At 40.2% G+C, this 25,177-nt stretch carries 20 protein-coding genes and 1 pseudogene; 6 read left to right on the forward strand and 15 right to left on the reverse strand.

The genetic code is table 11. From position 1 onward, the window contains the following. Positions 1-8: 8 nt before the first annotated feature. The 13 genes and pseudogenes from JWQ54_RS29155 to JWQ54_RS06935 all read right to left on the reverse strand — a co-directional run. Positions 9-245, reverse strand: a pseudogene (locus JWQ54_RS29155) (type II toxin-antitoxin system YafQ family toxin); the annotation flags it as partial. A 43-nt stretch (positions 246-288) separates the two neighbouring features. Further along, positions 289-507 (reverse strand): hypothetical protein, encoded by a 219-nt coding sequence (locus tag JWQ54_RS06880; protein ID WP_299582076.1) that lies wholly within the window; start codon positions 505-507, stop codon positions 289-291. 44 nt (positions 508-551) lie between these two features. Then, complete coding sequence (locus JWQ54_RS06885; protein WP_299582078.1) at positions 552-1,757, reverse strand: MFS transporter; 1,206 nt, start codon at positions 1,755-1,757, stop codon at positions 552-554. A gap of 69 nt (positions 1,758-1,826) precedes the next feature. Continuing rightward, positions 1,827-3,653, reverse strand: coding sequence for an AAA family ATPase (locus JWQ54_RS06890; RefSeq protein ID WP_299582080.1), 1,827 nt, complete (start codon positions 3,651-3,653; stop codon positions 1,827-1,829). Between the two features lie 115 nt (positions 3,654-3,768). Next, positions 3,769-4,878: a chorismate synthase gene (gene aroC / locus JWQ54_RS06895; protein ID WP_299582083.1), complete on the reverse strand. Its 1,110-nt coding sequence runs from the start codon at positions 4,876-4,878 to the stop codon at positions 3,769-3,771. Positions 4,879-5,165: 287 nt separating this feature from the next. Then, complete coding sequence (gene aroA / locus JWQ54_RS06900) at positions 5,166-6,452, reverse strand: 3-phosphoshikimate 1-carboxyvinyltransferase (protein ID WP_299582086.1); 1,287 nt, start codon at positions 6,450-6,452, stop codon at positions 5,166-5,168. 120 nt (positions 6,453-6,572) lie between these two features. Then, positions 6,573-7,700: a chorismate mutase gene (locus JWQ54_RS06905; RefSeq protein ID WP_299582088.1), complete on the reverse strand. Its 1,128-nt coding sequence runs from the start codon at positions 7,698-7,700 to the stop codon at positions 6,573-6,575. 156 nt (positions 7,701-7,856) lie between these two features. Then, positions 7,857-8,765, reverse strand: a complete 909-nt coding sequence (locus tag JWQ54_RS06910) for a prephenate dehydratase (protein ID WP_299582091.1) — start codon at positions 8,763-8,765, stop codon at positions 7,857-7,859. Positions 8,766-9,026: 261 nt separating this feature from the next. Beyond that, positions 9,027-9,704: an FkbM family methyltransferase gene (locus JWQ54_RS06915; RefSeq protein ID WP_299582094.1), complete on the reverse strand. Its 678-nt coding sequence runs from the start codon at positions 9,702-9,704 to the stop codon at positions 9,027-9,029. A gap of 87 nt (positions 9,705-9,791) precedes the next feature. Further along, the gene (locus JWQ54_RS06920; protein WP_299582097.1) at positions 9,792-10,610 is read right to left on the reverse strand and encodes a sugar phosphate isomerase/epimerase; all 819 of its coding nucleotides are present in this window, start codon (positions 10,608-10,610) and stop codon (positions 9,792-9,794) included. Between the two features lie 137 nt (positions 10,611-10,747). Further along, positions 10,748-11,641 carry a sterol desaturase family protein gene (locus tag JWQ54_RS06925; protein WP_299582100.1) on the reverse strand — a complete coding sequence of 298 codons (894 nt, stop codon included), beginning with the start codon at positions 11,639-11,641 and terminating at the stop codon, positions 10,748-10,750. Positions 11,642-11,730: 89 nt separating this feature from the next. Continuing rightward, positions 11,731-12,789 (reverse strand): 3-dehydroquinate synthase, encoded by a 1,059-nt coding sequence (aroB, locus tag JWQ54_RS06930; protein WP_299582103.1) that lies wholly within the window; start codon positions 12,787-12,789, stop codon positions 11,731-11,733. 3 nt (positions 12,790-12,792) lie between these two features. Beyond that, complete coding sequence (locus JWQ54_RS06935) at positions 12,793-12,999, reverse strand: RNA-binding S4 domain-containing protein (RefSeq protein ID WP_299582106.1); 207 nt, start codon at positions 12,997-12,999, stop codon at positions 12,793-12,795. 151 nt (positions 13,000-13,150) lie between these two features. Here JWQ54_RS06935 and JWQ54_RS06940 point away from each other — a divergent pair, with 151 nt between their 5' ends. Together JWQ54_RS06940 and JWQ54_RS06945 are read left to right on the forward strand one after the other, a co-directional pair. Then, positions 13,151-14,335: a proline dehydrogenase family protein gene (locus JWQ54_RS06940; protein WP_299582111.1), complete on the forward strand. Its 1,185-nt coding sequence runs from the start codon at positions 13,151-13,153 to the stop codon at positions 14,333-14,335. Between the two features lie 263 nt (positions 14,336-14,598). Continuing rightward, entirely contained in the window at positions 14,599-16,587 is a 1,989-nt protein-coding gene (locus JWQ54_RS06945; protein ID WP_299582113.1) for a right-handed parallel beta-helix repeat-containing protein, read from the forward strand. 577 nt (positions 16,588-17,164) lie between these two features. Here the strand turns inward: JWQ54_RS06945 and JWQ54_RS06950 are convergent. Continuing rightward, positions 17,165-17,422 (reverse strand): hypothetical protein, encoded by a 258-nt coding sequence (locus tag JWQ54_RS06950; protein ID WP_299582115.1) that lies wholly within the window; start codon positions 17,420-17,422, stop codon positions 17,165-17,167. A 104-nt stretch (positions 17,423-17,526) separates the two neighbouring features. Next, the gene (locus JWQ54_RS06955) at positions 17,527-18,423 is read right to left on the reverse strand and encodes an AraC family transcriptional regulator (RefSeq protein WP_299582118.1); all 897 of its coding nucleotides are present in this window, start codon (positions 18,421-18,423) and stop codon (positions 17,527-17,529) included. A 290-nt stretch (positions 18,424-18,713) separates the two neighbouring features. Between JWQ54_RS06955 and JWQ54_RS06960 the strand changes: the two genes are divergently transcribed. The 4 genes from JWQ54_RS06960 (at position 18,714) to JWQ54_RS06975 (ending at position 25,133) form a co-directional block, all read left to right on the forward strand. Further along, the gene (locus JWQ54_RS06960) at positions 18,714-19,523 is read left to right on the forward strand and encodes an SDR family oxidoreductase (RefSeq protein WP_299582121.1); all 810 of its coding nucleotides are present in this window, start codon (positions 18,714-18,716) and stop codon (positions 19,521-19,523) included. Between the two features lie 23 nt (positions 19,524-19,546). Then, positions 19,547-20,779, forward strand: a complete 1,233-nt coding sequence (locus tag JWQ54_RS06965; RefSeq protein ID WP_299582124.1) for an enolase C-terminal domain-like protein — start codon at positions 19,547-19,549, stop codon at positions 20,777-20,779. A gap of 28 nt (positions 20,780-20,807) precedes the next feature. Next, positions 20,808-22,463 carry a sodium/solute symporter gene (locus tag JWQ54_RS06970; protein ID WP_299582127.1) on the forward strand — a complete coding sequence of 552 codons (1,656 nt, stop codon included), beginning with the start codon at positions 20,808-20,810 and terminating at the stop codon, positions 22,461-22,463. 717 nt (positions 22,464-23,180) lie between these two features. Further along, positions 23,181-25,133, forward strand: coding sequence for an SGNH/GDSL hydrolase family protein (locus tag JWQ54_RS06975; RefSeq protein ID WP_299582130.1), 1,953 nt, complete (start codon positions 23,181-23,183; stop codon positions 25,131-25,133). Positions 25,134-25,177: the final 44 nt, after the last annotated feature.

The raw sequence follows: 25,177 nt of genomic DNA on the forward strand, positions 1-25,177 counted from the left end.
ATTCGTCTTTAAAATAAATCCGAATGAGAGCCAGCTCTTAAAAGCAAAATTTCGCTGTCTTTAATAATTTCAAACCAAATTATCAGCAAATCAGGTTTTATGTGAGCTTCCCAATCGTTTTTATAATTTCCTGAAAGCTTGTGCGGTAAATATTTTCTGTCAAGTCCCAAAGCCCCGGTCTCTTTTAATTCAGAAAGAAAATCAAATATTAGCGTGTAATTTCGAGGTGATCGCTTTTTTAATGTCTTAAGATCTTTTTAAACTGGCTGGTTATTTTTAAAGTAAACATTACAACGAGTCCATAAAAGCTTTAAGATCAGTAATAGGGCCTTCTATACCGATTCCATTACGAGCATCCTCAATGGTTTTAGCCGTCAATGCATTTGGAATATGTGGTTTAGTACTTTTAACAATAGCTTTTTTGTCAATAGTAACCCCCAATTCTTTTAACAATTGCTTTACCAATGCGCTTTTTTTCTCAGGAATATTTATCACCAGCGTTTCCATACACAAATATAAATAAATCAAACAGCATCTGAAAATATTACTGACTAGCCTGTCTTTACAAATCTATACAGTAAATAATACCCTCCAGCTGCCACAACGCTTAATCCGCATAACGCCCACCATAACAAACTAAACCCACCAAAGGCAATTATCAAACCACCGGTAAGTGGGGCAATCACTTGTGCTGCAGACCACGACATAGTGTACAAAGCAGCATATTCGCCGCGGTTATATTCGGTTGAGCGACTGATCCAGAACGTGTTCATAAATGGCATGGCCAACATCTCGCTGAAGGTCATCAGCAAAACAATAAGTATTGCCGCTGCCGTGCCTGCCGGTAAAAATACCAGCAATACAAAACCAGCAGCGCCCATTAAAACGCCTGTTATTATATAGGTTAAACCGTTCCTTTTGCCTTCAAGGTTGTGGATCAGCACCATTTCCACAATGCCTATCAGGATCCCATTTAAAGCCATCAGGAAACCAATAAAACGCTCGCTAAAGTGCCATTGGATCTTATAGAAGACAGGCTCCATTATAAAGAACTGGAAAAAGCAAATGCCAAACAATGCCGAAAGCAAGATGAAAGCCAGGTATATTCGATCTTTATAGGCTGAGGTACTGACAATGCCTTCTTCAATCTTTTTAATCGTGTTTATTACGCTTGCCCTTGGCATTAATCTTAACAAAAACAGAGCTGCCATAATATTGGTTACACCATCAACCCAAAACAATAAATGATAATTTATAGATGCCAGTAAACCTCCAAAACCGGCGCCCACTGCCCAGCCCAGGTTGACTGCCAACCTATTTAAAGAATACGAACGTGTTTTATTTTCAGGTGTGCTGTAATGTGCTATAGCCGTTGAGTTTGCCGGCCTGAATGATTCATTACAAAAGCTGAGCACAAAAGTGCCGATGCTCACGCTTAAAAAAGTATGCTGGTAACCTAAGATCAAAAATAGAATACCGCCGCTTAATAAGGCCCCAACCTGCAGATCATAAAAACCAAATTTATCAGTTAGCTTACCGCCAACAAACGCCCCGCTTATTGACCCTACCCCAAACAAGCTCATGATGGTGCCCGCTTCAACAATGCTGAAATGCAATTGCTTTATACAGTAAATGCTCATAAAAGGCACAACCATAGTACCGCTGCGGTTAATGAGCATTACTATGCACAGGTACCAGCTGTTACGTGAAAGGCCGCTATAAGCTTGTTTATATAATTGGAAAAAGGAGGTGAGCATTGTTGCACAAATATAATGTGCGGATGTGCGAATATGAAGATGTGCGGATGTTTTTTTATTGATTAAACCTTATTCAAAATCTATCGAGTTTATCAACTGCTCCCGTTCGTGAAAATTAATGATGCGATCATCTGAAATAATGTCTTCTTTTTTGATCGTTCTTTTTAAGGTTATGCCGTTTAACGTGCGGCAGCGGCTAAGGGCAGTGTACATTTGCCCGTTTACAAACGTACCGGTGCCTACATCAATTATTACATTATCAAAAGTGAGGCCCTGGCTTTTATGGATGGTTACCGCCCAAGCCAGCTTAATGGGGTATTGGGTAAATTTACCTTTTACCTCTGACACAATCCTCCGTTTAAATTTATCGTATTGAAACACCCTGTTTTCCCACGTGGCTTTTTCCAGTTTGTGAATGCTGCTATCCTGCAGCCTCACCTCAATGAAATTGTCAGAGATAAAGTCAACTTTGGCAATTGTCCCGTTTACCCATCTTCCTGCTGAATCATTCTTTATAAATATTACCTGTGCATATTTTTTAAGCTCGAGAACTTTATCTGCAGGAAACTTTTCCTGGTTAAATTCGCCCTCTATTTGCGCTTCGAATTTAAAGGCAGTGTAGGGTAGTTCATATAGTCTTCTCGCGTTTTCGCTATAGGCAATAGCATTATTTGATGTTAGCGTAATTACAAATTCATCATTTTGCGGTATGTACAACGGATCAACCCTGGTATTTAAGTTTTGAAGTACTTCGTTATTAATATCACAAACCCTTACTTTATCCAATAGATCTACAAAATCTAAGTCTGAGCCTTGCCTGTAAGAGATCTTAAATTCAAAATATGTTGGATTTAACTTTTTATAAGCCAGTGAATCAAAAAAATATTTACTCTTATACTCCTCCGTAAAAAGCATATTTTCGAGGGTATCGTTTGAATTGGCTACCGGGGGTAGTTGAAAAATATCACCAACAAAAATAATTTGCTTGCCTCCGAAAACTTTATTGGGGTCGCCTCCATTAATTCTTAACGAATAATCAATGGCTTCAACAATATCAGCGCGGAGCATAGATACTTCATCAATAATGATGGTATCAATTTCCTGTATCAAATTGTATTTCTTCGAGTATTGCTCAAACTTGGTAATTTCATCATCTTCAGGCAGTAATGGTTTCAGCGGGAACCTGAAAAACGAATGTATGGTTTGCCCGCCTACATTAATTGCAGCAATGCCTGTAAATGCGCACATTAACAGCTTTTTGCCGGTTTTTTTGGCGAAGTATTGAATAAATGTAGATTTACCTGTACCGGCTTTGCCTGTGATATAGAAACTGTCATTAGCTGTTTCAAGCTTTTCGAACAGCTGTTTTACAATCATATTCTTTTCGTAGCCATCGGGAAAGTTTTTAAACCTGCTGTATAGATCGGGAAGGTATAATGGCTCATCAAAAATTTTCAACTGAATTTCACCGCATTCAATTCGTGCCAAATAATCAATTTCACGAAAAGTGTCTTTATAAGGATTGGCTAAAACAAGGGTTTGTCCATAATGGGCAAGCGTTTTTAAAAGATAATAACACTTGTCTACAAAATTTTTGTACTCGGCAGGGTTTTTTCTGATGTGCTCTTTTAATCTATCGCTGTTTAATTTTATCCCTATAAAACTTAAGAACTCGTTACATTTTTCTAAAACAGCTAATACATCTAATGAAGAATGAATTGAATAATAACTTTTAAAGTCGAAAAGAAAATCGTCCGGACAAAGGCTGTTCTCTGATTTTCCATAGAAAAACTGGAAAGCAAAATCACTTTTAAAAAGCCCGGTAGAGCTATCCACCAGGGGTGAATTTCTAAAATTCTCTATCCACCTTTTTTCTACTGCTTTTATGTTAGACATTTATAGTTGATGCACAGGTAAAATGCTTTGTCTAACAAAATTAGCAAATAAAATTTCTTTACGCTAATAGAATTAGATTTGTCAACTTTTTAAAAAGCTAACAAATTTTCCCGGGTTAGTAAGGCAGAAGAGGGGGCATTATTGAATTCCTGTTTCTTAGCCAATGGTCGGCAAGTACCAGCGCCGCCATTGCTTCAACAATGGGTACAGCACGCGGTACAACACAAGGGTCATGACGGCCCTTACCCGAGATTTCGGCTGCATTGCCCTGGCTGTCAATAGTTGCCTGGTTGTGCATTATGGTGGCAACGGGTTTAAAGGCTACCTTAAACTCAATTGGCATCCCGTTGCTTAAACCGCCCTGGATGCCGCCTGAGTAATTGGTAAGTGTTCTGATCTCGCCTAAATGATCTTTTATAAAGATGTCGTTATGTTCTGATCCGCGCATTTCGCTGCCTGAAAAGCCTGAGCCATATTCAAAGCCATGTACCGCATTAATGCTAAGCATAGCTTTCCCCAAATCAGCATGGAGCTTATCGAACACAGGCTCACCTAATCCAACGGGGCAGTTTAAAATATGGCAGCTTACTTTGCCGCCAACGGTATCGCCCTGCTTGCGGATGGAATCAATGTATTCGATCATTTCTTCTGCAGTTGCCGGATCAGCACAGCGAACAATGTTCTTTTCTCGCTCATCAATAAATTCCTGCGCACTTCTTATCTCTACATTTGGCGCATCAATTTTACCAACGCTGCTTACATGGGCAACAATTTCAATGCCCTGTGTTTTTAACATGAGTTTTGCTATTGCACCTGCAGCGACACGTGCAGCAGTTTCGCGGGCTGATGAGCGACCACCACCACGATGATCGCGGATTCCATATTTTGTCTGATAAGTGTAGTCAGCATGTGAGGGACGGAACACATCAACATTGTGGGTATAATCCTTTGAACGCTGGTCCTCATTTGGGATCAGCATGGCAATAGGAGTGCCGGTAGTTTTACCTTCAAACACACCCGAAAGTATTTTTACCGTATCGCTTTCCTTACGTTGTGTAGTGATCTTTGATTGGCCCGGCTTGCGTTTATCAAGTTCACCCTGGATATAATCCATGTCGACCTCCAGTTGTGCCGGACAGCCGTCAATAATTACCCCAATAGCCTCGCCGTGCGATTCGCCAAATGTTGTTATCCTGAATAGTTGCCCGAATGAATTGCCTGCCATATTATTTTTTTGATTTCACCGATTATGTTGTGATTACACTGATTGGTGAATGATTACACTATATTGTGATTACACTGATTGGTGACTGATTACACGGATTATTTACGGCCACTTTGTATTCGCACAACTTTCTTGGCGATTATCTGCAATATACAAACTTAGTCCAACTTGTTGGTGACAACACCAACAAGGGCGCTAGCCTCATCGAATGCAAAGCGGTTAAGCACAGTTCGCGATTGCTTCGTACCTAGCAAAGACAAGTTTGTTAAACCTTTCGCGTTTTTCCTTTATCCTTTCACCTCTTCCTCAAACCCCATCTTTTCCAGATCTTTCCAAAATGCCGGGTATGATTTTTCAACCACGTCGGCATCTTCAATTTCAACCTGCGGGATCAGTAAAGCTAACGGCGCAAAGGCCATGGCCATTCTGTGATCATCGTAAGTATTAACAAATATACGTTCGGGGATCTGTTTTTCGCTGCAATCCAGTTTATAAACCTGTCCTTTTTCAATCAACTTAACCCTTAACTTGGCAAGCTCATTTTGCAAGGCTTTTATACGATCTGTTTCTTTAATCTTCAGTGTTTCCAGCCCGGTAAAGGTAGCGTCGTGACCTAATGCTGCGCATATCACAATAATGGTTTGGGCAAGATCCGGGCATTCTTTCAAATCAAAGATCTTGCGGGATATTTCTTTTGCTTCTTTTTGCAAATACACGCCGCCATCCTTAAACTGCGAAGTAATGCCAAAATTGGCCATTATCTCGGTTATAATGCTGTCGCCCTGTAAGCTGTATTGCGCTAATCCAGGTAAAAACAGTTCCGCTTCATCAGCTAATGCCGCTATAGAGTACCAGTATGATGCTGCGCTCCAGTCGGGCTCAATATACAGAGAAGTGGTCGCAAATTCCTGGTTTTGTACGGAAATCACATTGCCCTGCCAGTTATGCTGAATGCCCGCGGTTTGCAGCATGGCCAGCGTCATTTCAACATAAGGGCGTGATGTTAAGTCGCCTTCAATGTGCAGTTCCAAACCAAAAGGCAGCCGGGCAGCTATAAGCAAAAGCGCGGTGATGTACTGACTGCTTATATTTCCTTTTATACTGATCTTATTAGACTGCTGCACTAAGCTGCCTTTTAGTTTAATAGGGGGGAAGCCCTCGTTCTCAACGTATTCAATTTGCGCACCCAACTCACGCAACGCCTCCACCAGGATCCCTATTGGGCGCTGTTTCATCCGCTCGCTGCCGGTTAATATCACTTCTTCATTCTGCAAAGTAAAGTATGCAGTTAAAAAACGCATGGCTGTTCCGGCAGGACCGATGTTTATGAGTCTTAAGTCTTGAGTCTTAAGTCCGGAGTCATTTGATTTTTGACTTAAGACTTTCGACTCTAGACTCAGGACTTCGGCCAAAGTCACCGCATCCGCAGCGTCTGATATATTTTCAACTTTTACCTTTCCATTGCTTAACGCCTCAATTATAAGGGCGCGGTTACATTCACTTTTTGAACCGGTAAGTTGTACAGTGCCTTTTATTGATCTGCCTTTTTTGGTAAGGATGATGTTATGCTTCATTACAAAATATAATCCTGTAGAGACACAATACTTTGTGTCTTTCTGTATACAATTTAATATAAGAAATTAAAGGCCCAATCCAGAGACGCAAAGTATTGCGTCTCTACGGGGTTTTCGAATTTACGCGTGAGTTAATTTTTCTGCTGCTTGTCCGGCTTCGTCCTTATTCATTATTTCAGTTTGTTTACGGATAGATTCAGCGTGGATCAGTTCCAGCAATTTTTCAGTAAACTCGGTGCTTAACTTAAGTGCTTTAGCATAACTGGTACGTTTGTTTAAGATCTCGTCCCAACGATTAACCTGTAAAATAGTGATGTTGTTATCCTTTTTATAGTTGCCGATTTGCTCAACAATTTTCATGCGCTCAGCCATTTTCTGAATCACCAGATCATCAATTTTATCAATCTGGTTACGCAGTTCTTCCAGCTTATCTTTCACTTCTGCATTACGGATCTCAGGTTTGCGCAGGGTTAGGTGCTCAATTATCTCAACTAAAGCAGCAGGGGTAACCTGTTGTTTAGCATCTGTCCAGGCAACGCTTGGGTCAATATGCGATTCAATCATCAATCCCTGCATATCAAGGTCAAGCGCTTTTTGTGAAATGTAACCAATCAGGTCACGGTTACCGGTAATATGGCTTGGATCATTAATCAAAGGCAATTCGGGTGCTAATGTTTTAAGGCTAATGGCCAGATCCCACATGGGCTCATTGCGGAAAGCACTTTTTTCGTGTGATGAAAACCCACGGTGAATAGCCGCCAGTTTGGTAATACCAGCATTGTTGATCCGCTCAATAGCGCCAATCCATAAAGAAAGATCAGGGTTTACAGGGTTTTTAACCATCACTGGTATGTCAACTCCACGCAAAGCGTCAGCAATTTCCTGTACTGTAAAAGGGTTTGCGGTTGAACGCGCTCCAACCCACAAAATATCCACACCTGCCTTTAAAGCTTCTTCAACATGTTTTGCGGTAGCAACTTCAACAGCGGTAGGCAAGCCGGTTTCTTCTTTAGCGCGTTTAAGCCATTCCAAACCAATACTGCCGATGCCTTCAAACTCTCCGGGACGGGTACGCGGTTTCCAGATGCCGGCACGTAAAGCAGATACCTTGCCGGTTTTTGCTAATAAATGCGCTGTGGCTACTAACTGATCTTCGGTTTCGGCACTGCACGGACCAGCAATTAATAATGGCTCACTTCCGGTTTTAATCCAGGAGCTTAATGGTTGTATGTTTAAATTCAGTTTCATCGTTTTGTTTTTTGTTAGTCCGGAGATCCGGAAAATGATTTTTATTTATTTTAATTATTTTTGGCTCTTTAATAATTTCGGATTTCTGACTTTCAGACCTCCGCCATCCTTCTGTCTTTTGGACTTCCGGACTTTCCCGACTTTCCGACTCCTCCCTCAACTCATCTTCTTCATATTTATATATGTACGCGGCACCTTTACATTCTTTACCGTTTTTGGCAATTTTTCATTCTCTTCATCATGCCTTTCATATTCACCCAGGATGTTGAAGTTTTGCGTGTACTTCAGGATCTGCCTTATTGCTGTATCGTATTGTTTGGCATCATCCCATTCAACATCTACATAAAAATTATACTCATTGCGTTTGCCTAAAATTGGCATACTCTGTATTTTGCTCATGTTAAGGCTTTGTTCAGCAAAAATGTTCAGCACCTTTGCTAACGCGCCAACCTTATTGCTTACCTGGAAACAAAGTGAAGCTTTATTAGGATGTTTCTTAACCACATTTTCATGATGGGTAAGGATCAAAAAACGGGTAAAGTTCTTTTTGTTCGATTCTATCCTGCGCTCCAATACATCCAAACCGTAAAGCCTTGCTGCTAAGGTGTTTGCAATAGCAACAGTATCTGTAAGCTGCTCATCACGGATGCGCTTGGCACAGGCAGCTGTATCATTGCTTTCAATAATGTTTAAATGTGGATACTCATCAAAAAAATCAACACACTGGCGGATAGCAATAGGATGGGAGGTTACATTTTTAACATCCTCAAACTTTACCCCCGGCAGCGCCATTAAATGCAATTGGATAGGAAGATAGATTTCGCCAACTACCGGGAAGGCATAGCTAAGCAACAACGAATAGTTAGGCAATATGCTGCCGGCAATGCTGTTTTCAATAGCCATCACCACATAATCGGCATTTTTATTTTTTAAAGCCTCAAATGTTTGCTTAAAGGAATTGCACTCAATGGTTTGGATATTTTCACCAAAATATTTTAATGCGGCCTCTTCGTGAAACGAAGCGCGGATCCCCTGTATTGCAACTCTCAGATTTTCGTTTTTCATAAATCCATTTAAAGCAAAAAGTCCCGGTTTTTGGCCGGGACTTTTCAGTTTCTTATATGTTTGTTATTGCATATTAGTCCCGGCTCTTACTGTTAAAGTAAAAGTAGTAACCATAAAAATATGCAGTGTTAAATTTCATTTGTTTTTGTTTGCGATGTAAATGTACATGTAAAAATGATATTGTCAATAGAAAATTTTATTTTTTTGAAAATTAATAGGGTAAACAGAATATTATTTGGCGAAATGCTTACCCGATTGATATTATATACCGGTTTTTAATTTCCAGTTTTCCCACACAAGTTCATATTGGTAGGTTAACTCATGGGTTTTGCTCAATTTTCTCTGGATATTTTTCATTCTTTTAATTGCCCCGGGAAAAAAATCATGAAACTGGACCTGGATATTTTCTATTTTATGGGCCGTCCCTTCATCAATCAGTTCGTCCAAAAGGTCGTATTCTCCTCCTTCGATATTGATTTTCATTAAATTGATCAGGTCAATATCATGTTCCTTTATAAAAGCCGAGGCTTTAACTATTCTTATTGTGGTTGAATTTTCATTATCGCTTTCACTTTCATCCTGTTTAAACAAGGATGACCTGTTTGCCGAGATATGAAGTTTTTCATCAGTATCAGTCTTTCCCAGCCCAATTGAAAATACCTTTATTTTGCTATTGCCTTTAAAACGTAGTTCAATATCCTTAGCATAGGGCAAGTAAGGTTCAAAAACATATACCGCGCAGTTATATCTCAAAAATATCTCATTTGCCCATTGCCCTTCATAACCACCCAGATCCATCACTATTGAATTATCGTTAAGCCCGGGGTAATTTAAACGGAGGGTTTCGTCGCCGTTATCGCTGTACCAGGCTTTTAAAGCAAGGGCTTGTTTATCTTTAAACACGAAGCGGTATAGCTTTTTAATCAACACGGCTGGCATTTGGTATATTAAATTTAGATGGGATTTTGTATAGATGTAAAACTAAATAAAAATCAGGCATTAATTCATAGGTGTTTTATAGATTGGTTAAATATACTCGTATCGCTCTTTCAGCAACCCCATCATATAAACATTAATATCCCATTGATTAGCCACCGGCATTTTGGTATAAGGCAATGCGGGCATATAAGGGGCAGGACCAAATTCGGGTGTGATTGTTAAAAGCTGAGCGCCATGTTTTAAACGGCATTGAACAATAGCATCCCACCAGTTAAGATGTGCTTCTACTTCTGCTTTCCATTCTTCAGCCCTTGGGTCTGAAACCTGGGCCGATTCCGCATGGCCGACCCTTGCATGAATATGTACGGTTTTACTTACAGCAATATCAACGGCATCCTGCTGTTGTTCCAGTAAGCTTTCAGATACATTGCACCAATGGGAAAAATCCGCCGTGATCACTGCATCCGGGTTATCCGTCAGCAATTCTTTTGTTACATGCACCGCAAACAAGGCTTTGTTCCGATGAGTTTCATGGGCTATCACTATCCCGGTGTCATCAGTTATTTTCTTAGCCAATTGGAAAAGCTCCCGGTTTTGAGCATGGGTAAAGTAATCTTTCCCGGTTTGCGAATCGATTAGCAAAGGCTGCAGACCGGCTAAACTTTCAAGATGCTTTTTAAAGCTCTCTTTATGCAGCTCCAAATCTTTTTCAAATGATTGGTAGTACTGGCCGATTAGCAGAAGATCATGCTTTTTTAATGCAGCAGTAATTTCTTTTTTTTCGCCCTCATCAAAAGATACAGGGGTTTCAATTCCGTCATAGCCTGCTTCTTTTACTTTGGCACAAAAGTTATCCCAGGTTATATTATCAGAACCCCATTTTGGACAAAAAAATTTGATTTGCATAAATAAATAGTTTCATCAAAAATCAATATAAATTAGATAAATTCCTATTGCTTTACCCACCGCCTTTAATGTTTCAAATTTGAGCGACTTGATCAAATAGATATAGAAAATTGGATGAAAGATTTGATATAGCGCATTTAGATAGTTGTATTTTCATACTCCTGCTGCAATACCCTTGCCGTTTGCGTACTGCCATCATGACTCCATCCCGGCGGATTTAGAAAATATTGCAGCTTGGTTTTTAACTCTGGCACTTTTTTCACATCAGCCAATAAAGCTTTCCATTCATGGAAAAGGATGTTCACAGGCCCGAGGTTATCCGGCTGATGCGTTAGTCCGTATTTTACAGGCTCAGGCAGGTTTTCTTCACGGAAGGTGCCGAACAGCCTGTCCCATATAATCAAAACCATACCCATGTTTTTATCTAGATAGGGAATGTTTGATGCGTGGTGTACACGGTGATGGGATGGGGTTACAAATATAAGCCCGTACCATTTTGGAAGAGGGAAATTGTATTGCGTATGTACCAGGTTACCATATAGCTGCGTAACAAGGTAAGCATAAAGTATATCCACCGCGCTAAAACCCATAATGGCCAGTGGTAAATAAAAAAACACCCGGTAAAGTGGCTCAAAAACAGTGGAGCGGAAGCCGGTTGTGAAGTTAAAATGCGCTGAAGAGTGGTGTGTTACATGTATAGCCCAAAACAGGCGGCAATAATGCCCGGTATAATGCAACGCCCAATATAAAAAATCCTGCATTACAACCAGCACAAACCAATAAAGTATAGCATTATGTATCTCAAACAGCCTGAAATGCCAGGCATAGTGCAAAATGAAAAACGTACTGCCGCCAACAGCCATATTTAGCAGGAAGGCAAGAGTGGTTAAATAAATATTTGTAAGCGTATCTCTTTTCTCGTAATATTTACGGTTTTCGCGGTAACTAAACCACATTTCAAGCACAGTTATTACTACCAGCAAGGCTACCAGTAGCAATGCTGTTTCTTGTCTAATGTCGGGGTGAAACATTTTTATTCGAATGAAGGGTGTTCGATTTCGGATTTTTAAAATCGATTTATAAAAGTAGCACTGTATTAATTTATATCCTAATTTCCAAGCTATAAGTTTGCATAATAGGATAAACTCTCACAAAGTTCGGCATCTGTGCAAATATTATCAAGACTGCATTTGCCTATGCTTGTCAATAAAGTGCAATTTATTTGGCCGTTTTGGTTCTTTTTGTCTTTTAACATTATGGAACACATGGTCTCATAATTTGTTTCTGGCAGGCTGTACTTGGGATACAGGTTGCTTATCACGGTAACTATTTCGGTCAGTTCATCACTGCTTAATCCTGTTTTTTTGTGGGATAGATAAGCCTCGCAAATCATCCCTAAAGCAATGGCCTCACCATGGGTTAAAGGATCCTTATCGTTTATCAGCGAATAGGTTTCTACTGCATGGCCTACAGTATGGCCAAAGTTAAGAGCTTTTCGAATTCCCTTTTCCTTTGGATCTTCAATAACAACCTCGTTCTTTATCTCAACAGACCGGTGGATCAATTCACCTGAAGGGACACGTAGGTCACTGTTTTTTAATGCCTCCCAATAAGCCACATCAGTTATAAGGCCATGTTTAAGCATTTCTGCAGTACCTGATAGAATTTGCCTTGCGGGCAAGGTTTTTAAAAATTCATCAGCAATAAACACTGCTTTTGGTTGGGTAAAGGTACCGATGATATTTTTTATATTGTCCATATCAATACCCGTTTTACCACCCACGGAAGCATCCACCTGCGAGAGTAGGGTAGTAGGCACATGCACAAAATCTATCCCGCGCTTAAAGGTTGAAGCCGCAAAACCACCCATATCAGTAATTACGCCGCCGCCCAGGTTTATCAGCAGGCTTTTACGGTCGGCTTCAAAATCAATCAGCATTTTCCAGATGCCGATACAAAAATCAATAGTCTTGCTTTCCTCACCTGAATTAACTTCTATAATGTCGAAATTTTCGCGACCTTCAAATTGCGCCTGTATCAGTGGCAGGCAATGTATTGAAGTATGCTCGTCAGTTAATATAAATGACCTGGAATAATTGCCGGCTTTAACAAATTTTTCAAGCTCGGCTATGCTGTTCTCAAAATATATGGGGTAATTGTCGCTCTGAATAGTTTTCATATGTTATATCACTGTGATAGTTTCGCCGCGGAATTCAACGGTGTCACCTTTTTTTACTTTAAGGCGTTTACGAAAATCAACCTGGCCATTATACATTACTTCTCCTTCTGTTACAACTATTTGCGCTTCGCCACCGGTTTGTACCAGGTTGGCCGCCTTTAGTAGTTGGATCATGGGGATATAATCTCCGGTAACTTTAAATTCTATCATGAGGCAACAAAAATAAACTATTCAATGAATAATGAGATATTTGGCTTGCAATTTATAATTTTGCGCACCGGTTTATATTTCATTGGTCATAGTTTATGGTTGTTTCCCATTTATTATGAACGAATAACTATGAACCATGTACTAACTGACCATGAACGAAAAGAATAATTTATCTTTTGAAAATACGGAGATAGCTTTCCGGCATTCTTCAAATTTCGACCTTAAACGCGCATACTGGCTATTTAGAGTAATTAACGTTAACTTTTTAGTGAAGATAGGCCCTCCGGTAACTAATTTCGCAATAAAAATAGGGCTGCCTGTTAAAGGTCTTATAAAGGCTACCATTTTCAAACATTTTTGCGGCGGCGAAACCATTGCCGAATGCGATAAAACAATTAAAAACCTTAATAATGGTGGTGTGGGCACCATTCTTGATTATTCAATTGAGGGAGAGGATGATGAACATGTGTTTGATAACACCCGCGATGAAATTATCCGAACCATCGAAAGGGCATCGGCTGATAAAGCTGTGCCAATTACGGTATTTAAAGTTACAGGTGTCGGTCGTTTTTCGCTATTGGAAAAACTTGACGAAAAAGCACAGCTAAGCGTTATTGAACAGGAAGAATGGCAAAAAGTGCAGGCAAGGGTTTTAGCGATTTGCGAAAAAGCACATTCAACGGGTATCCCGGTAATGATTGACGCTGAAGAAAGCTGGATTCAAAAAACTATTGACATGCTGGCTTTGGATATGATGCACCTGTACAATACTGAAAAAGCAATAGTTTATAATACTTACCAGTTATACAGGCATGATAAACTGGCATCGTTAAAAAACGACCATGCAATTGCCGTTAAAGGGAAATTTATATTAGGAGCCAAATTAGTGCGTGGCGCTTATATGGAAAAAGAACGTAAACGCGCTGAAGAAAAGGGCTATCCCTCACCAATTCAACCGGATAAACAATCATCAGATAAAGATTATGATGCCGCGCTTAATTGCTGCACTGATCATATTGATACAATTGCTTTTGTGGCCGGTACGCACAATGAAGAAAGCTGCAGATTGCTCGCTGATCTTTTGGATAAAAAGAATATCGACCATAGAAACCCGCATGTGTATTTTTCGCAATTGCTGGGTATGAGTGATAACTTAAGCTTTAACCTTGCCAATGCACAATATAACGTGGCCAAATATGTTCCATATGGGCCAATAAAGGCAGTTTTGCCTTACCTTTTCAGGCGCGCCCAGGAAAATACCGCTATTGCCGGACAAATGAGCCGCGAACTGAGTTTAATAGTAAAGGAGGTAAAGCGGAGAAAAATTTCCGGATAATTTATCTCCGGTCATGCTTATTAATAATACAGGCTTAATAATGATCATATTAAGCCTGTTTCTGCATTAAGAAACTTAAAGTTTTTTTAAGCTTTTTATGTATGGAAGTTATCACGGTTTTTCAATCTTCCGGGCCTGGTTTAAGTAAGGAAGATATTTCATGCAACATTGTCAGGATAATTATTATCTTGGTCAACGGATTCGTGCTCACGATGTCGACTATCTTTAATCCCCAAAAATTTCTTTAAACCCATTGATTTAGTATGAAAAAAACACTACTACTCGTTTCTCTTGTTATGGGCCTGACATTTAGCCTGTACGCCTTAAAATCACATTTTTACACGCTTGAGGGTAAGACTGGCAACACAAATTCATCTGCCAAACATACTAACGGTAAGCCCCGAATTAGCAATGCCTCCGCAGGTTACTCTTTAGTAGATACGGTTGTTCATTTGAGCACAATTGCGCAAATGATAGGGTATACAGATTCTGCCACTTCTGTTATATTATCAGATACCCTGCAAGGCGGCTCAACACCTTTTATTTATCAGCCGGCATATACCGGCGCTATTGATAGCGGCATTTATTTTCCTGCAACAGGAAAGGGGCACGGCGCCTGGCAAAGGCTGACCACCGGGAGTAAATATTCTGTAACCTGGTGGGGTGCAAAGGGAGATTCAGTTAATGTTGATACGCATTACATTCAAAACGCTATTACTTATTTAAACAGGACAGGTAACCGTGTAGGTACACAAATACTGTATTTCCCAAAGGGCAAATATGTGGTTGACCGCACACTGTTTTTATACAGCAATATATCATGGGAAGGTGATGGAGTTGGAACGTCAAAAATTTATCCCCGTGGTAATTATGGAAACTCAGTTGATACATTATACACTATAGCACTTGGAATTGTAAGTAAAGGGGGCACGGTTATTCCCTGGCGTGGGTCGCACATAACAGGCATCCAGTTTCACCCAAATGCGGGTACAAAAGTAGGAACTCTTATTAACGGATTTTCTATTGACGATAGTTATATCAGCAATAATTACCTCTATTTAGCCGACCTCGTTCCAGCCAATGGGCTTTGCACAGCAATTGAAACAGCATTAAACACTTCCTGGTGTGCCGGTAGTTCAATAACTGATTTTACCATAACAAACAACAAAGTTACCGCAAAGCATGCTTATAACCAGGGTGAAGGTATTGGCGTTACAAAAGGCACCCGCATAATTATAGATAATAATTACATCTCTGGTATTGGCGACGATGGAATTGCTTTTCACAACTGTACCAATGTGTCTGCCCGCAATAATAAAATATACGTTGTTGATGGCCGCATATTTTTATCAAATACCAAAGATGCCAAAATTGATGGCAACTATATTGAAAGGATAGCAGATCAGCAGTCGGGTAAATGGATAAGCGGAGGTGATTTTATTCGTGTAACACTTGAAGCCATTGGCACGGCCCAGGGCAGTGAGAATATTGATATTACAAATAATACTGTCTATTTGCCATCTAACGTAATTGATACAACTTTCCAAACCTATCAAATTCGTGTTCAGGGAGTACAAGCAGGTCATATAACCGGCAATACCTGCATTAGTAACAGTGCAAGGATTCAGAGCGCCATTTCAATTGAATCGGTTACATTAGCAGGCTGGACAGGCGTTTCAGGTAATCCTGATTTTTCGAATGGTGGTACACAGCGGCCGCGTAATATTATCGTTAACGGCAATGTTTGTAAAGGAAATAATTCGGGAAATATAGTTGAAAATGCCTTGAGCACAGCAAATATTGTTGGCCCCATATTATACACCAATAATATAGGCAAATACAGCCTCATTGGGGCACAAAGCTTTGTGGGCGGTCAGTTATTTGGTTCGGGCACACCACAATCAGTAATAGCAGCCCCGCCAGGCTCAATGTATACTGACATAAGTAATACAACTAATAACTTATGGGTAAAGTTATCCGGTACAACCAATACCGGCTGGGCTCAATTTTCGCCTTCAATACCTTCCGGTATCTATGCGTTTTCAGGGAATGCTTCAACAACTTCATTTAGCGTTACTTACACAGCTTTAGGATATGTTCCGTCAAATGTAATATTAATGCCAAGCAGCACGGCTGCCTCTTCCGACTGGTCAATTGTTTCACTGGGTTCTACCGGCTTCACAATTAATTACAAATCACCACCGGCAACAGGTACTAATAATATAACTGGTAAGTATTCAATAATCAGATAAATAATTTACAAAGGCAAAATCGTATAGACGCAAAATATTAGTCTATACGATTTTGATAATTTAAAATGACTGTATGAACTGCATCTTCCTTTAGCTTCAATCACCTGGCAAATAATAATTAATACTCAATTGTCAGGGTACTTTTAATTATAAAAAAGTACCTGATGCAAAAATTTAATATAGCGGGGGGATGCCATTATCATTGATCCGCACGCACGTCATACAATCACTAACATCAGGAATGCCGACCGGTTGATGATCAGGTATGGGATCCCATTAGATAAACCTTCGGTATTTGTGACAAGCAAAAGTCAGCATGACAGTGCTGCCAAAGAGGCTTTTGATAACCGTAACCTGCATGAGCTTGGTTATTTGCCTTACAGGGGCAAAAAGAGCATTCCAATCACGATATAGATTTTTATCCTGTGCTGGAAAGCCTGCACATGGACCCTCTTGACCCGCTTGATCCATAGGAGTTGGCACTAATAAAAGAATAAATACACGTATTGATTTTTAATTTGTGTAAAAATAATAAGCAGCAAAAGGAGCAAAGCACAAACTTTGTTCCTTTTGTATGTTACCCAGGTTTGCGTTTGTCATGCTTCCATAAGCCATAATTTTTTGTCCAACGCTGGGTTTTAAACCTGTACCAAAAATGTAAGCACATGGACAAAATGAACAGGATTGGTAAAATGATCCAGAGCAATTTGCTTCCCCACAAAAAGTACAGCATCCCGCCAATTAAAATATATTTCAAAATCCTGAACCAGCCCGGCTGAGAGTGTTTTGAAAATGCAACCTCCGGTTCGCGTTTTATAGTTTCAGTACATATCATACTAGGTTCGTTGTTATTAAAATTTCTGTGGCGTAAGCGTGATCTTTTAAATCAAATCATCATAATAAAGAAACCGCATCAATAAGATCGATCCCGCAATCCAATTATTTTTTTGTAGTAAGGCGGTATTGTTCAGGAGATGCACCCATAAATCTTTTAAATAAGCGGGAAAAGTAATAGGGATCATCATATCCCAAATCCATTGCTACTTCTTTTATTTTTATCTCATTGGCGTGTAAAAGCTGGCAGGCTCTCTGCATTTTAAGATTAATAAAATAATCTATTGGCGGCATCCCTGTTTTTTTCCTGAATATGTTTGAGAAATGGGATGCGGATAGCTGGTGCTGATATGCCATATCATCAACTGTAAGCTTGTTTTCCAGGTTAGCCTTCATGTACCTGATGGTGTCATTTACAAAATCCTTATTCTCCTGTTTCTCTGATACGATATGCTTATCCGGAAACATGAAGGTTGCTAGTAAATGGTAAAGACAAAAACTGGCGTTGCATAAATTCTCAATACTGTAACCTAATTCAAGGCTGTTATATATGCTTGTCCATATCTCAATGGCTTTTTCATTAAATGGAATTTGAAAAGGCCCTTTTAATGCATTAAAATTTAACGACCGGTTAAAGTCATTCAAGTCGTTTCCGCTAAAATGCACCCAGTAAATAGTCCAGGGATCATCACTGTCTGCCCAATAGCGCATGTATTTATCCGTGGCAGGTAACATCACAAATTGGTTTGCAACTACGGTATACCGCTTATCATCTAAAATATAATAACCTTTGCCATGAAGGCAATAAATTAAGATATTATCCTCACAACCCTTTCTTCTCTCCCTGTAATGAAAGGAGGCTTTTGGAAAATATCCGATATGCGTAATGTAAATTTTAAATAAATGGGGATCGCGGCGAATGGCGTCTTTCCATACTTTCTCCGGCAGGCTGATCAGCTTTTCACCCTCAAAGCCATCTCTTCTTTTCAGAACATGGGGCATACACAACCAGGTTTAATATAAATAATTGGATATTCCATCACAACCGGGAGTTGTAAATGTTTTTTGCTATATTAATCAATTTGTGGTTAACTGAGTAATATAATGTAAATAATTTTTGATTATGATAAAAATTAAATGATGGAATAATCCATCAAAAAAAATGAATTGCCTATTATATGATGTATTAAGGTCAGCTACATTTGAAATGAGAAGTCTATAAACCAATAATCATCCCGTCAAGGTATTAAAGTGGATCAGTAATTATTCTTATAATCACTACGTACATCTATATGCAATCATTAAACAATAAAGTAATCTTTTTAACAGGCGGGACAGCAGGTATTGGGCTTGAATGTGCTAAAGCTTACCTGGAAGCCGGTGCAAGGCTAAGTATCCTGTCTAACGATGAGCAAAGTATTGAACGGGCCGGAACACAGTTGCCAACAGCAGAAACTTTGTTTATTTATGCTGATGTTTCGATTGCCAAAGAGGTTGATGCTGCCATATGTGAAACTGTAAAAAAATTTGGGAAAATCGATGTGATTCATAATAACGCAGGTATTTCCAATCCCTCAAAAGCACTGCATGAAACTACTGATGAAGAATGGGAGCACCTGTTCAATGTTAATGTAAAAGGAATATTTAATACAACAAGGTTTGGCCTGCAGGAACTGATTAAAACAAAAGGGAATATTTTAAATACCGGGAGCCTGGTAGGTGAAATAGGACAGGAAATACATGCTGCTTATACTGCAACCAAGGGTGCTGTAAGTGCTTTAACAAAATCAATGGCACTGGATTATGCTAAATACGGGATCCGGGTAAATGCCGTGGCGCCTGCCGGTGTGTGGACACCCATGCTAAGAAGCTGGAGCAGGCAGCAAACTAACAGGGAGGCTACAGAAGAATACCTGGATCAGATTCATGCGCTGGGTTATTGCCCGGAAGGGGATGTGGTTGCTGATGTTTGTCTGTTTCTGATATCAAACCAGGCCAGGTTTATAACGGGCTGTGTTATGCCGGTCAGCGGTGGCGCCGAGCTTGGTTATAAGAGGTATATGAGCGATCTGCCTCCAAATCGTAATAATAATTTTTTGTAATCTATAAACTTAAGTTAACCGGGATGATTTCAAGAATTGAGATTAATGACATCCGTTACCCATTACCTGGTAATGCAGGGAGTGATGCTATTCACCGGGATCCGGTATATTCATACGCGGTTACCCGTTTGTTTGATGACAAGGGCTTTATTGGTACCGGCTTTGCCTTTACACTTGGAGAAGGGAATGACCTGGTATGTAAGGCTGCCAAATATTATGCGGATAAGCTTGTTGGAAAAGATATTGAGGAAACCATGGCAACATTTGGCTCCTTATTTTTTGAGTTATCTAACGATCAGCAGTTTCGCTGGCTGGGCCCGCATAAGGGTGTGGTGCACCTGGCGCTTGCCTCAGTAACCAATGCCTGTTATGATTTATGGGCAAAAAAACGAGGTGTGCCCTTGTGGAAATTGTTGATTGACCTGTCGCCCGAAGAGATCATAAATACGCTTGACCTTTCATACCTGGAAGATGAACTGACCAGGGAGCAGGCATTGCAAATTTTACGGGTGCAGCAATCCACCATAAAGAACAGAGAAAAGATCATGGAAACCGGTTATCCCGGCTATGATACATCCATAGGCTGGTTTAACTATTCGGACGAAAAGGTGCGCGAAAATTGCTACAAAGCAATTGCCGAAGGATTTACTGCCATGAAATTAAAGGTAGGATCGGCAGATCCGGACCGTGATATTCGCAGGGCCGGGATTGTGAGAGAAGTAGCAGGTGCGCAGGTAAAAGTTATGCTTGATGCCAATCAGCAATGGAATTTGCCACAGGCCATGGCAATATGCCAGCGCCTGAAAGATATACATCCTTACTGGATTGAAGAGCCTACCCACCCGGATGATATATTGGGCCATAAAAAACTGGCTGATAGCATTGCGCCTTTAAAACTGGCTATTGGAGAGCATGTTCCTAATAAAGTTGTTTTTAAAAATTATTTACAGGCGCAGGCTGCTTCCTTTATACAGGTTGATGCCGTGCGTGTTGGCGGAGTAAGCGAATTTATTACTATAAGTTTGCTGTGTAAAAAATATGGTGTGCCTGTGGTACCGCATGTTGGCGATATGGGGCAGCTTCATCAGCATCTGGTATTATTTAATCATATTAAAATGGGGCATGAAGTAATTTTCCTGGAGCATATTCCGCACTTAAAAAATCGTTTTATCCATCCCGCACAAATAATAAACGGAACTTATAAAACACCACAGGAAGCCGGAAGCAGCTGTGATTTAGTTGAACTGGCCAAATAAGCCTCAAAAACAATGCTGTAAAAGTACGATGATACAAACATTAGATCTTACCATCAGCGCATTTTATGTTGGTGCCATATTTATTATAGGCTTATGGGCCGGGATCCGTCACCGCAGGAAAAATCTGTATAAAAATGAGGCTGCCAATGATTATTTTCTTGCCGGAAAAAGCCTCCGCTGGCCAATGATCGGGCTTGCTCTTTTTGCAACCAATATCTCCTGTGTGCACCTGGTAAGTTTGGCGCAAAGTGGTTTTGATACCGGACTGCTAAATGGCAATTTTGAATGGATGGCATCATTTACGCTGATCATTTTGGCATTGTTTTTTGTTCCATTTTACATGAAATCAAGGGTAACTACCTTACCCGACTTCCTGGAAAAGCGCTATGACCGGGCCAGCAGGGATTGGCTGGCCTTTGTTTCAGTATTATCTGCAATTATAATCCATATCGCTTTTTCCCTGTTGGCAGGAGGGATTGTGCTCGAAACATTATTCGGTTTTAACTTATATACCAGCGTAATGGTTATAGCTATAATTACAGCAATTTATACCATTATAGGAGGTTTGAAAGCAGTTGTAATTACGGAATCTATCCAAACCATTGTACTTATTAGCGGAGCCGTTATTATGAGCATTGCATCCTATCATAAAATGGGGGGATGGGAACCAATGGTCCAAGTATTAAAGCGGCATAACGAACTTTCAATGCTATCGATGATGCGGCCACAAGGCGACCCTGCCGGGATGCCCTGGTATGCGGTTTTTTTAGGATACCCTATATTGGGTATTTGGTACTGGTGCGCCGATCAAACCATTGTGCAGCGCGTTTTAGGCGCAAAGGATGAAAATAACGCCAGGATTGGGGCCTTATTTTGCGGGTTTATAAAAATTTTGCCTGTTTTTATCTTTGTTATGCCCGGTTTATTTGCTTACACGCTTGCACAATCTGGAAAATTGGATGTTAGTGCTTTAACAACAATGCAAGCAGGAAAGGCGGTTGTAAACAGCAAAGGCATTTATACTTTGATGATTATCCAATTAATTCCAAAAGGGTTGATTGGCGTATTGGTTGCTGCACTGTTATCAGGTTTAATGAGCCAGATCTCTGGTGCTCTGAATTCAATATCAACACTGGTAAGTTATGATATTTATAAACGCAGGCAACCCAATGCTAAGGATGATGCATTGGTAAAGGTTGGTAAAATAGCAGCCGGGCTCTCATTGATATTATCACTGGCACTGCTGCCGCTGTTAAATCACTATGAAAGCATATTTAATGGTTTAAATGATATTATAGCGCACATTGCACCACCTATTACCTGTGTGTTTCTGTTAGGTATATTTTGGAAGGGAGCCTCCGTACATTCTGCAAAATTCACACTCTGGATCGGGTCGGCTATCGGGGTTTGCGTGTTCTTTGCCAGTAAATTATATCCTGATTCTGTTATAGGGCACATCACATTTATGATGATGGCTTTTTATTTGTTTTGTGGCTGCGTTTTCATACAGGTTTTATTTTCGTATTTATATCCCGATGAATCCGGTATTGCCATTGCAGAGCTTACATGGTCATCTCCTTTCGAACCGCTCAAAAGCCCTGGCTGGAAAGGCATCGGCAATTATAAATTTCTTTCTGTGCTTTTATTAGTCGTGATGGCTGTATTATTCTGGATCTTCAGATAGTATTTTAAACTATTTTTCTTCACAGGTTTGCTTAAACGCCAGCCTATAAGCCGGTACTTTCGGAATAAGAAGATTCTTGTTAATAAACAGTAATTATCCATTACTTCAATTTGAAATCCAGCTTGTGAAAAATTAAATTAATCGTGGTTACCTGTTGCTCCCTTTTATTCCCCGGCTAATTGTCCCTAAATTGAATATCTTGAATGTTTTAGCTATTAAGTATTATTAGCAACAGTATAAAATACTTAATTCTTATCGCTATAAATTTTCTTTAAATAAGGTACAATAGATCATTATTTGCGTAGAATAATCCATCTACATTAAAGATTTATCCATTTCATGGGATTTTCCCTGTATCTAACTTTATGGCAACCAATATTTAAACTCCTATATGAAAAGATTTACTCATCAATCAGTAAGACATTATTTTGTTTTGCCCTGGCCCTCCGGTTTCTTTTATTCCGGGTAATTTAATAAAAGATCTATTTATAGCCTCGCTATCTTATTAATGGTTTTATATCACCTGGTGTATTGCCCAAACGGGGATTATCCAGGGCCGGGTATTTGATGCTAAGGGTCTCTCCCGGGCGTTGCGGTACAGGTGCAGGGGACTACCAAGCGGCGGTGTACCGGTGCAAAATCCAAACTTTTAATTATACCAAAAAAAGGAGTTATTTTAGCCTGACTCCTTTTTTTGTAATCAATAAATCTGTATTAATGTTTAATCGTTTTCTGATATCTTTATTAATTCTTGCACCTGCTTTATTAAGTGCACAAACCACTGTACCCGATGCAGAAACCTGGATGGGTTTTAAGCGTGTTTTTATAACGATAGACAATCATAAAGCTTATTATGTAAAGCCGGATAACCCACTCCCGGGCAATCCCTGGGTTTGGCGTGCTTCATTCCCCGACTGGCACACCCAAATTGATAGCATATTGCTAAAAAGAGGCTTTTATGTTGCATATATTAATGTTGATGACCAGTATGGAAGTCCGCAGGCTATGCAGGTTTGGGATAAGTTTTATGCGTATTTAACAGGTAAGGTTTCATTAGCGCCGCGAGTGAGCCTTGAAGGAGTAAGCCGGGGTGCATTGTATACTATGGCATGGGCAAAAAGAAATCCAGATAAGGTAAACTGTATCTATAACGAAACGCCTGTTTATGACTTTAAAAGCTGGCCTGGTGGCAAAGGTAAGGGCCCGGGTGATACAGCCGCCTGGAAACAATTGAAACAGGTTTATAATTTTACAGAGCAGCAGGCAATGGATTACCGCGATAATCCAGTGGATCATTTGGAAGGCCTTGCCGGCTTTAAGGTGCCGGTTTTAAATGTTATTGGCATCAACGATGAATTAGCACCGCGTGCAGAAAATACGGACCTGTTTGTACAGCGATACACTGCGTTAGGGGGGCCGGCAAATATTTACCCGGTAACAGATGGGCCGCAGGAATTGCGCGGGCATCATTTCCCTATTAAACACGCCCTGCTTTATGCTGATTTTATTTACAGTAATTCGTACCCGGTAAAAAAGGTTTTGCCTTATACCGATTATTTTACAACGAGGGATGGACTGCCCCATTTTTTTGACGCGGCATTAAATAAAAAGAAAGCAACGGTTGCTTTTCTTGGTGGTTCAATAACCTATAATCCCGGTTGGCGGGAAAAAACCTGTGCTTACCTTAAAGAGTGTTTCCCCGCAACTGAATTCCATTTTATTGCTGCCGGCATCCCTTCATTAGGCAGCCTGCCTCATGTATTCCGTTTACAAAAGGATGTGTTGGATTCCGGAAAAATCGACCTGCTTTTTGTGGAAGCAGCCGTAAACGACCGGGTTAATGGTACGGATAGTATTACCCAGGTACGGGACCTGGAAGGGATAATCAGGCATACCAAACAAAACAACCCACTGGTGGATATCGTAATGATGGAGTTTGCTGATCCTGATAAAAACAAGGATTATAGTAAAGGGGTTAGTCCGGTAGAAATAAAAAATCATGAATTGGTGGCCGGGCACTATAATTTTCCTTCCATCAACCTGGCTAAGGAAGTATATGATAAACTAGAGGTCAATGAATTTAGCTGGGTTGATGATTTTAAGGACCTGCACCCCGCTCCGTTTGGACAGGAGCTTTATTTTGAAACGATCAAAAGCCTGCTGCAGGCCTGTTGTGAAAACTATGCCTTGCACACACAGCCGATCAGCCCAAACCTATCATTGCCAAAACCACTGGATAAGTTCAGTTTCACTAATGGAAGCTATTACCCGGTCACACATGCCAAATGGGACAGCAAATGGGCATATACCCAAAACTGGAGCCCGCAGGATCACCTCGGTACAAGGGAAGGTTTTGTACATGTTCCGGTACTAAGTGCAGAGCAGCCCGGCGCTTCATTAACTTTATCTTTTAAGGGAACGGCGGTCGGCATTGCCATAGTATCAGGCGCAGATGCCGGGATGGTTATCTATTCAATTGATGGGGGGCCATCAAAAACCATCGACCTTTATACGGAATGGAGCAGTTTTCTGCATTTGCCCTGGTACCTTTTACTTGATGGAAGTCTGGCCAACAAAGGTCATATCTTAAAACTAACAATAGTAGATAGTAAAAACCCAAGCAGTAAGGGAAATGCCTGCCGCATTGTTACTTTCTTTAAAAATGATTAAACAACTCCTTGATTGGAAGCGGATAATAACAAACCGCTCGTTTA

The organism is Mucilaginibacter sp., assembly GCF_028288225.1.
In the GTDB taxonomy this organism is placed as follows: domain Bacteria; phylum Bacteroidota; class Bacteroidia; order Sphingobacteriales; family Sphingobacteriaceae; genus Mucilaginibacter.

Coding starts and splice junctions, on each gene's coding strand:
- JWQ54_RS06880 (WP_299582076.1), bottom strand. CDS start 507: ATGGAAACGCTGGTGATAAATATTCCTGAGAAAAAAAGCGCATTGGTA.
- JWQ54_RS06885 (WP_299582078.1), bottom strand. CDS start 1,757: ATGCTCACCTCCTTTTTCCAATTATATAAACAAGCTTATAGCGGCCTT.
- JWQ54_RS06890 (WP_299582080.1), bottom strand. CDS start 3,653: ATGTCTAACATAAAAGCAGTAGAAAAAAGGTGGATAGAGAATTTTAGA.
- aroC (WP_299582083.1), bottom strand. CDS start 4,878: ATGGCAGGCAATTCATTCGGGCAACTATTCAGGATAACAACATTTGGC.
- aroA (WP_299582086.1), bottom strand. CDS start 6,452: ATGAAGCATAACATCATCCTTACCAAAAAAGGCAGATCAATAAAAGGC.
- JWQ54_RS06905 (WP_299582088.1), bottom strand. CDS start 7,700: ATGAAACTGAATTTAAACATACAACCATTAAGCTCCTGGATTAAAACC.
- JWQ54_RS06910 (WP_299582091.1), bottom strand. CDS start 8,765: ATGAAAAACGAAAATCTGAGAGTTGCAATACAGGGGATCCGCGCTTCG.
- JWQ54_RS06915 (WP_299582094.1), bottom strand. CDS start 9,704: ATGCCAGCCGTGTTGATTAAAAAGCTATACCGCTTCGTGTTTAAAGAT.
- JWQ54_RS06920 (WP_299582097.1), bottom strand. CDS start 10,610: ATGCAAATCAAATTTTTTTGTCCAAAATGGGGTTCTGATAATATAACC.
- JWQ54_RS06925 (WP_299582100.1), bottom strand. CDS start 11,641: ATGTTTCACCCCGACATTAGACAAGAAACAGCATTGCTACTGGTAGCC.
- aroB (WP_299582103.1), bottom strand. CDS start 12,789: ATGAAAACTATTCAGAGCGACAATTACCCCATATATTTTGAGAACAGC.
- JWQ54_RS06935 (WP_299582106.1), bottom strand. CDS start 12,999: ATGATAGAATTTAAAGTTACCGGAGATTATATCCCCATGATCCAACTA.
- JWQ54_RS06940 (WP_299582111.1), top strand. CDS start 13,151: ATGAACGAAAAGAATAATTTATCTTTTGAAAATACGGAGATAGCTTTC.
- JWQ54_RS06945 (WP_299582113.1), top strand. CDS start 14,599: ATGAAAAAAACACTACTACTCGTTTCTCTTGTTATGGGCCTGACATTT.
- JWQ54_RS06950 (WP_299582115.1), bottom strand. CDS start 17,422: ATGATATGTACTGAAACTATAAAACGCGAACCGGAGGTTGCATTTTCA.
- JWQ54_RS06955 (WP_299582118.1), bottom strand. CDS start 18,423: ATGCCCCATGTTCTGAAAAGAAGAGATGGCTTTGAGGGTGAAAAGCTG.
- JWQ54_RS06960 (WP_299582121.1), top strand. CDS start 18,714: ATGCAATCATTAAACAATAAAGTAATCTTTTTAACAGGCGGGACAGCA.
- JWQ54_RS06965 (WP_299582124.1), top strand. CDS start 19,547: ATGATTTCAAGAATTGAGATTAATGACATCCGTTACCCATTACCTGGT.
- JWQ54_RS06970 (WP_299582127.1), top strand. CDS start 20,808: ATGATACAAACATTAGATCTTACCATCAGCGCATTTTATGTTGGTGCC.
- JWQ54_RS06975 (WP_299582130.1), top strand. CDS start 23,181: ATGTTTAATCGTTTTCTGATATCTTTATTAATTCTTGCACCTGCTTTA.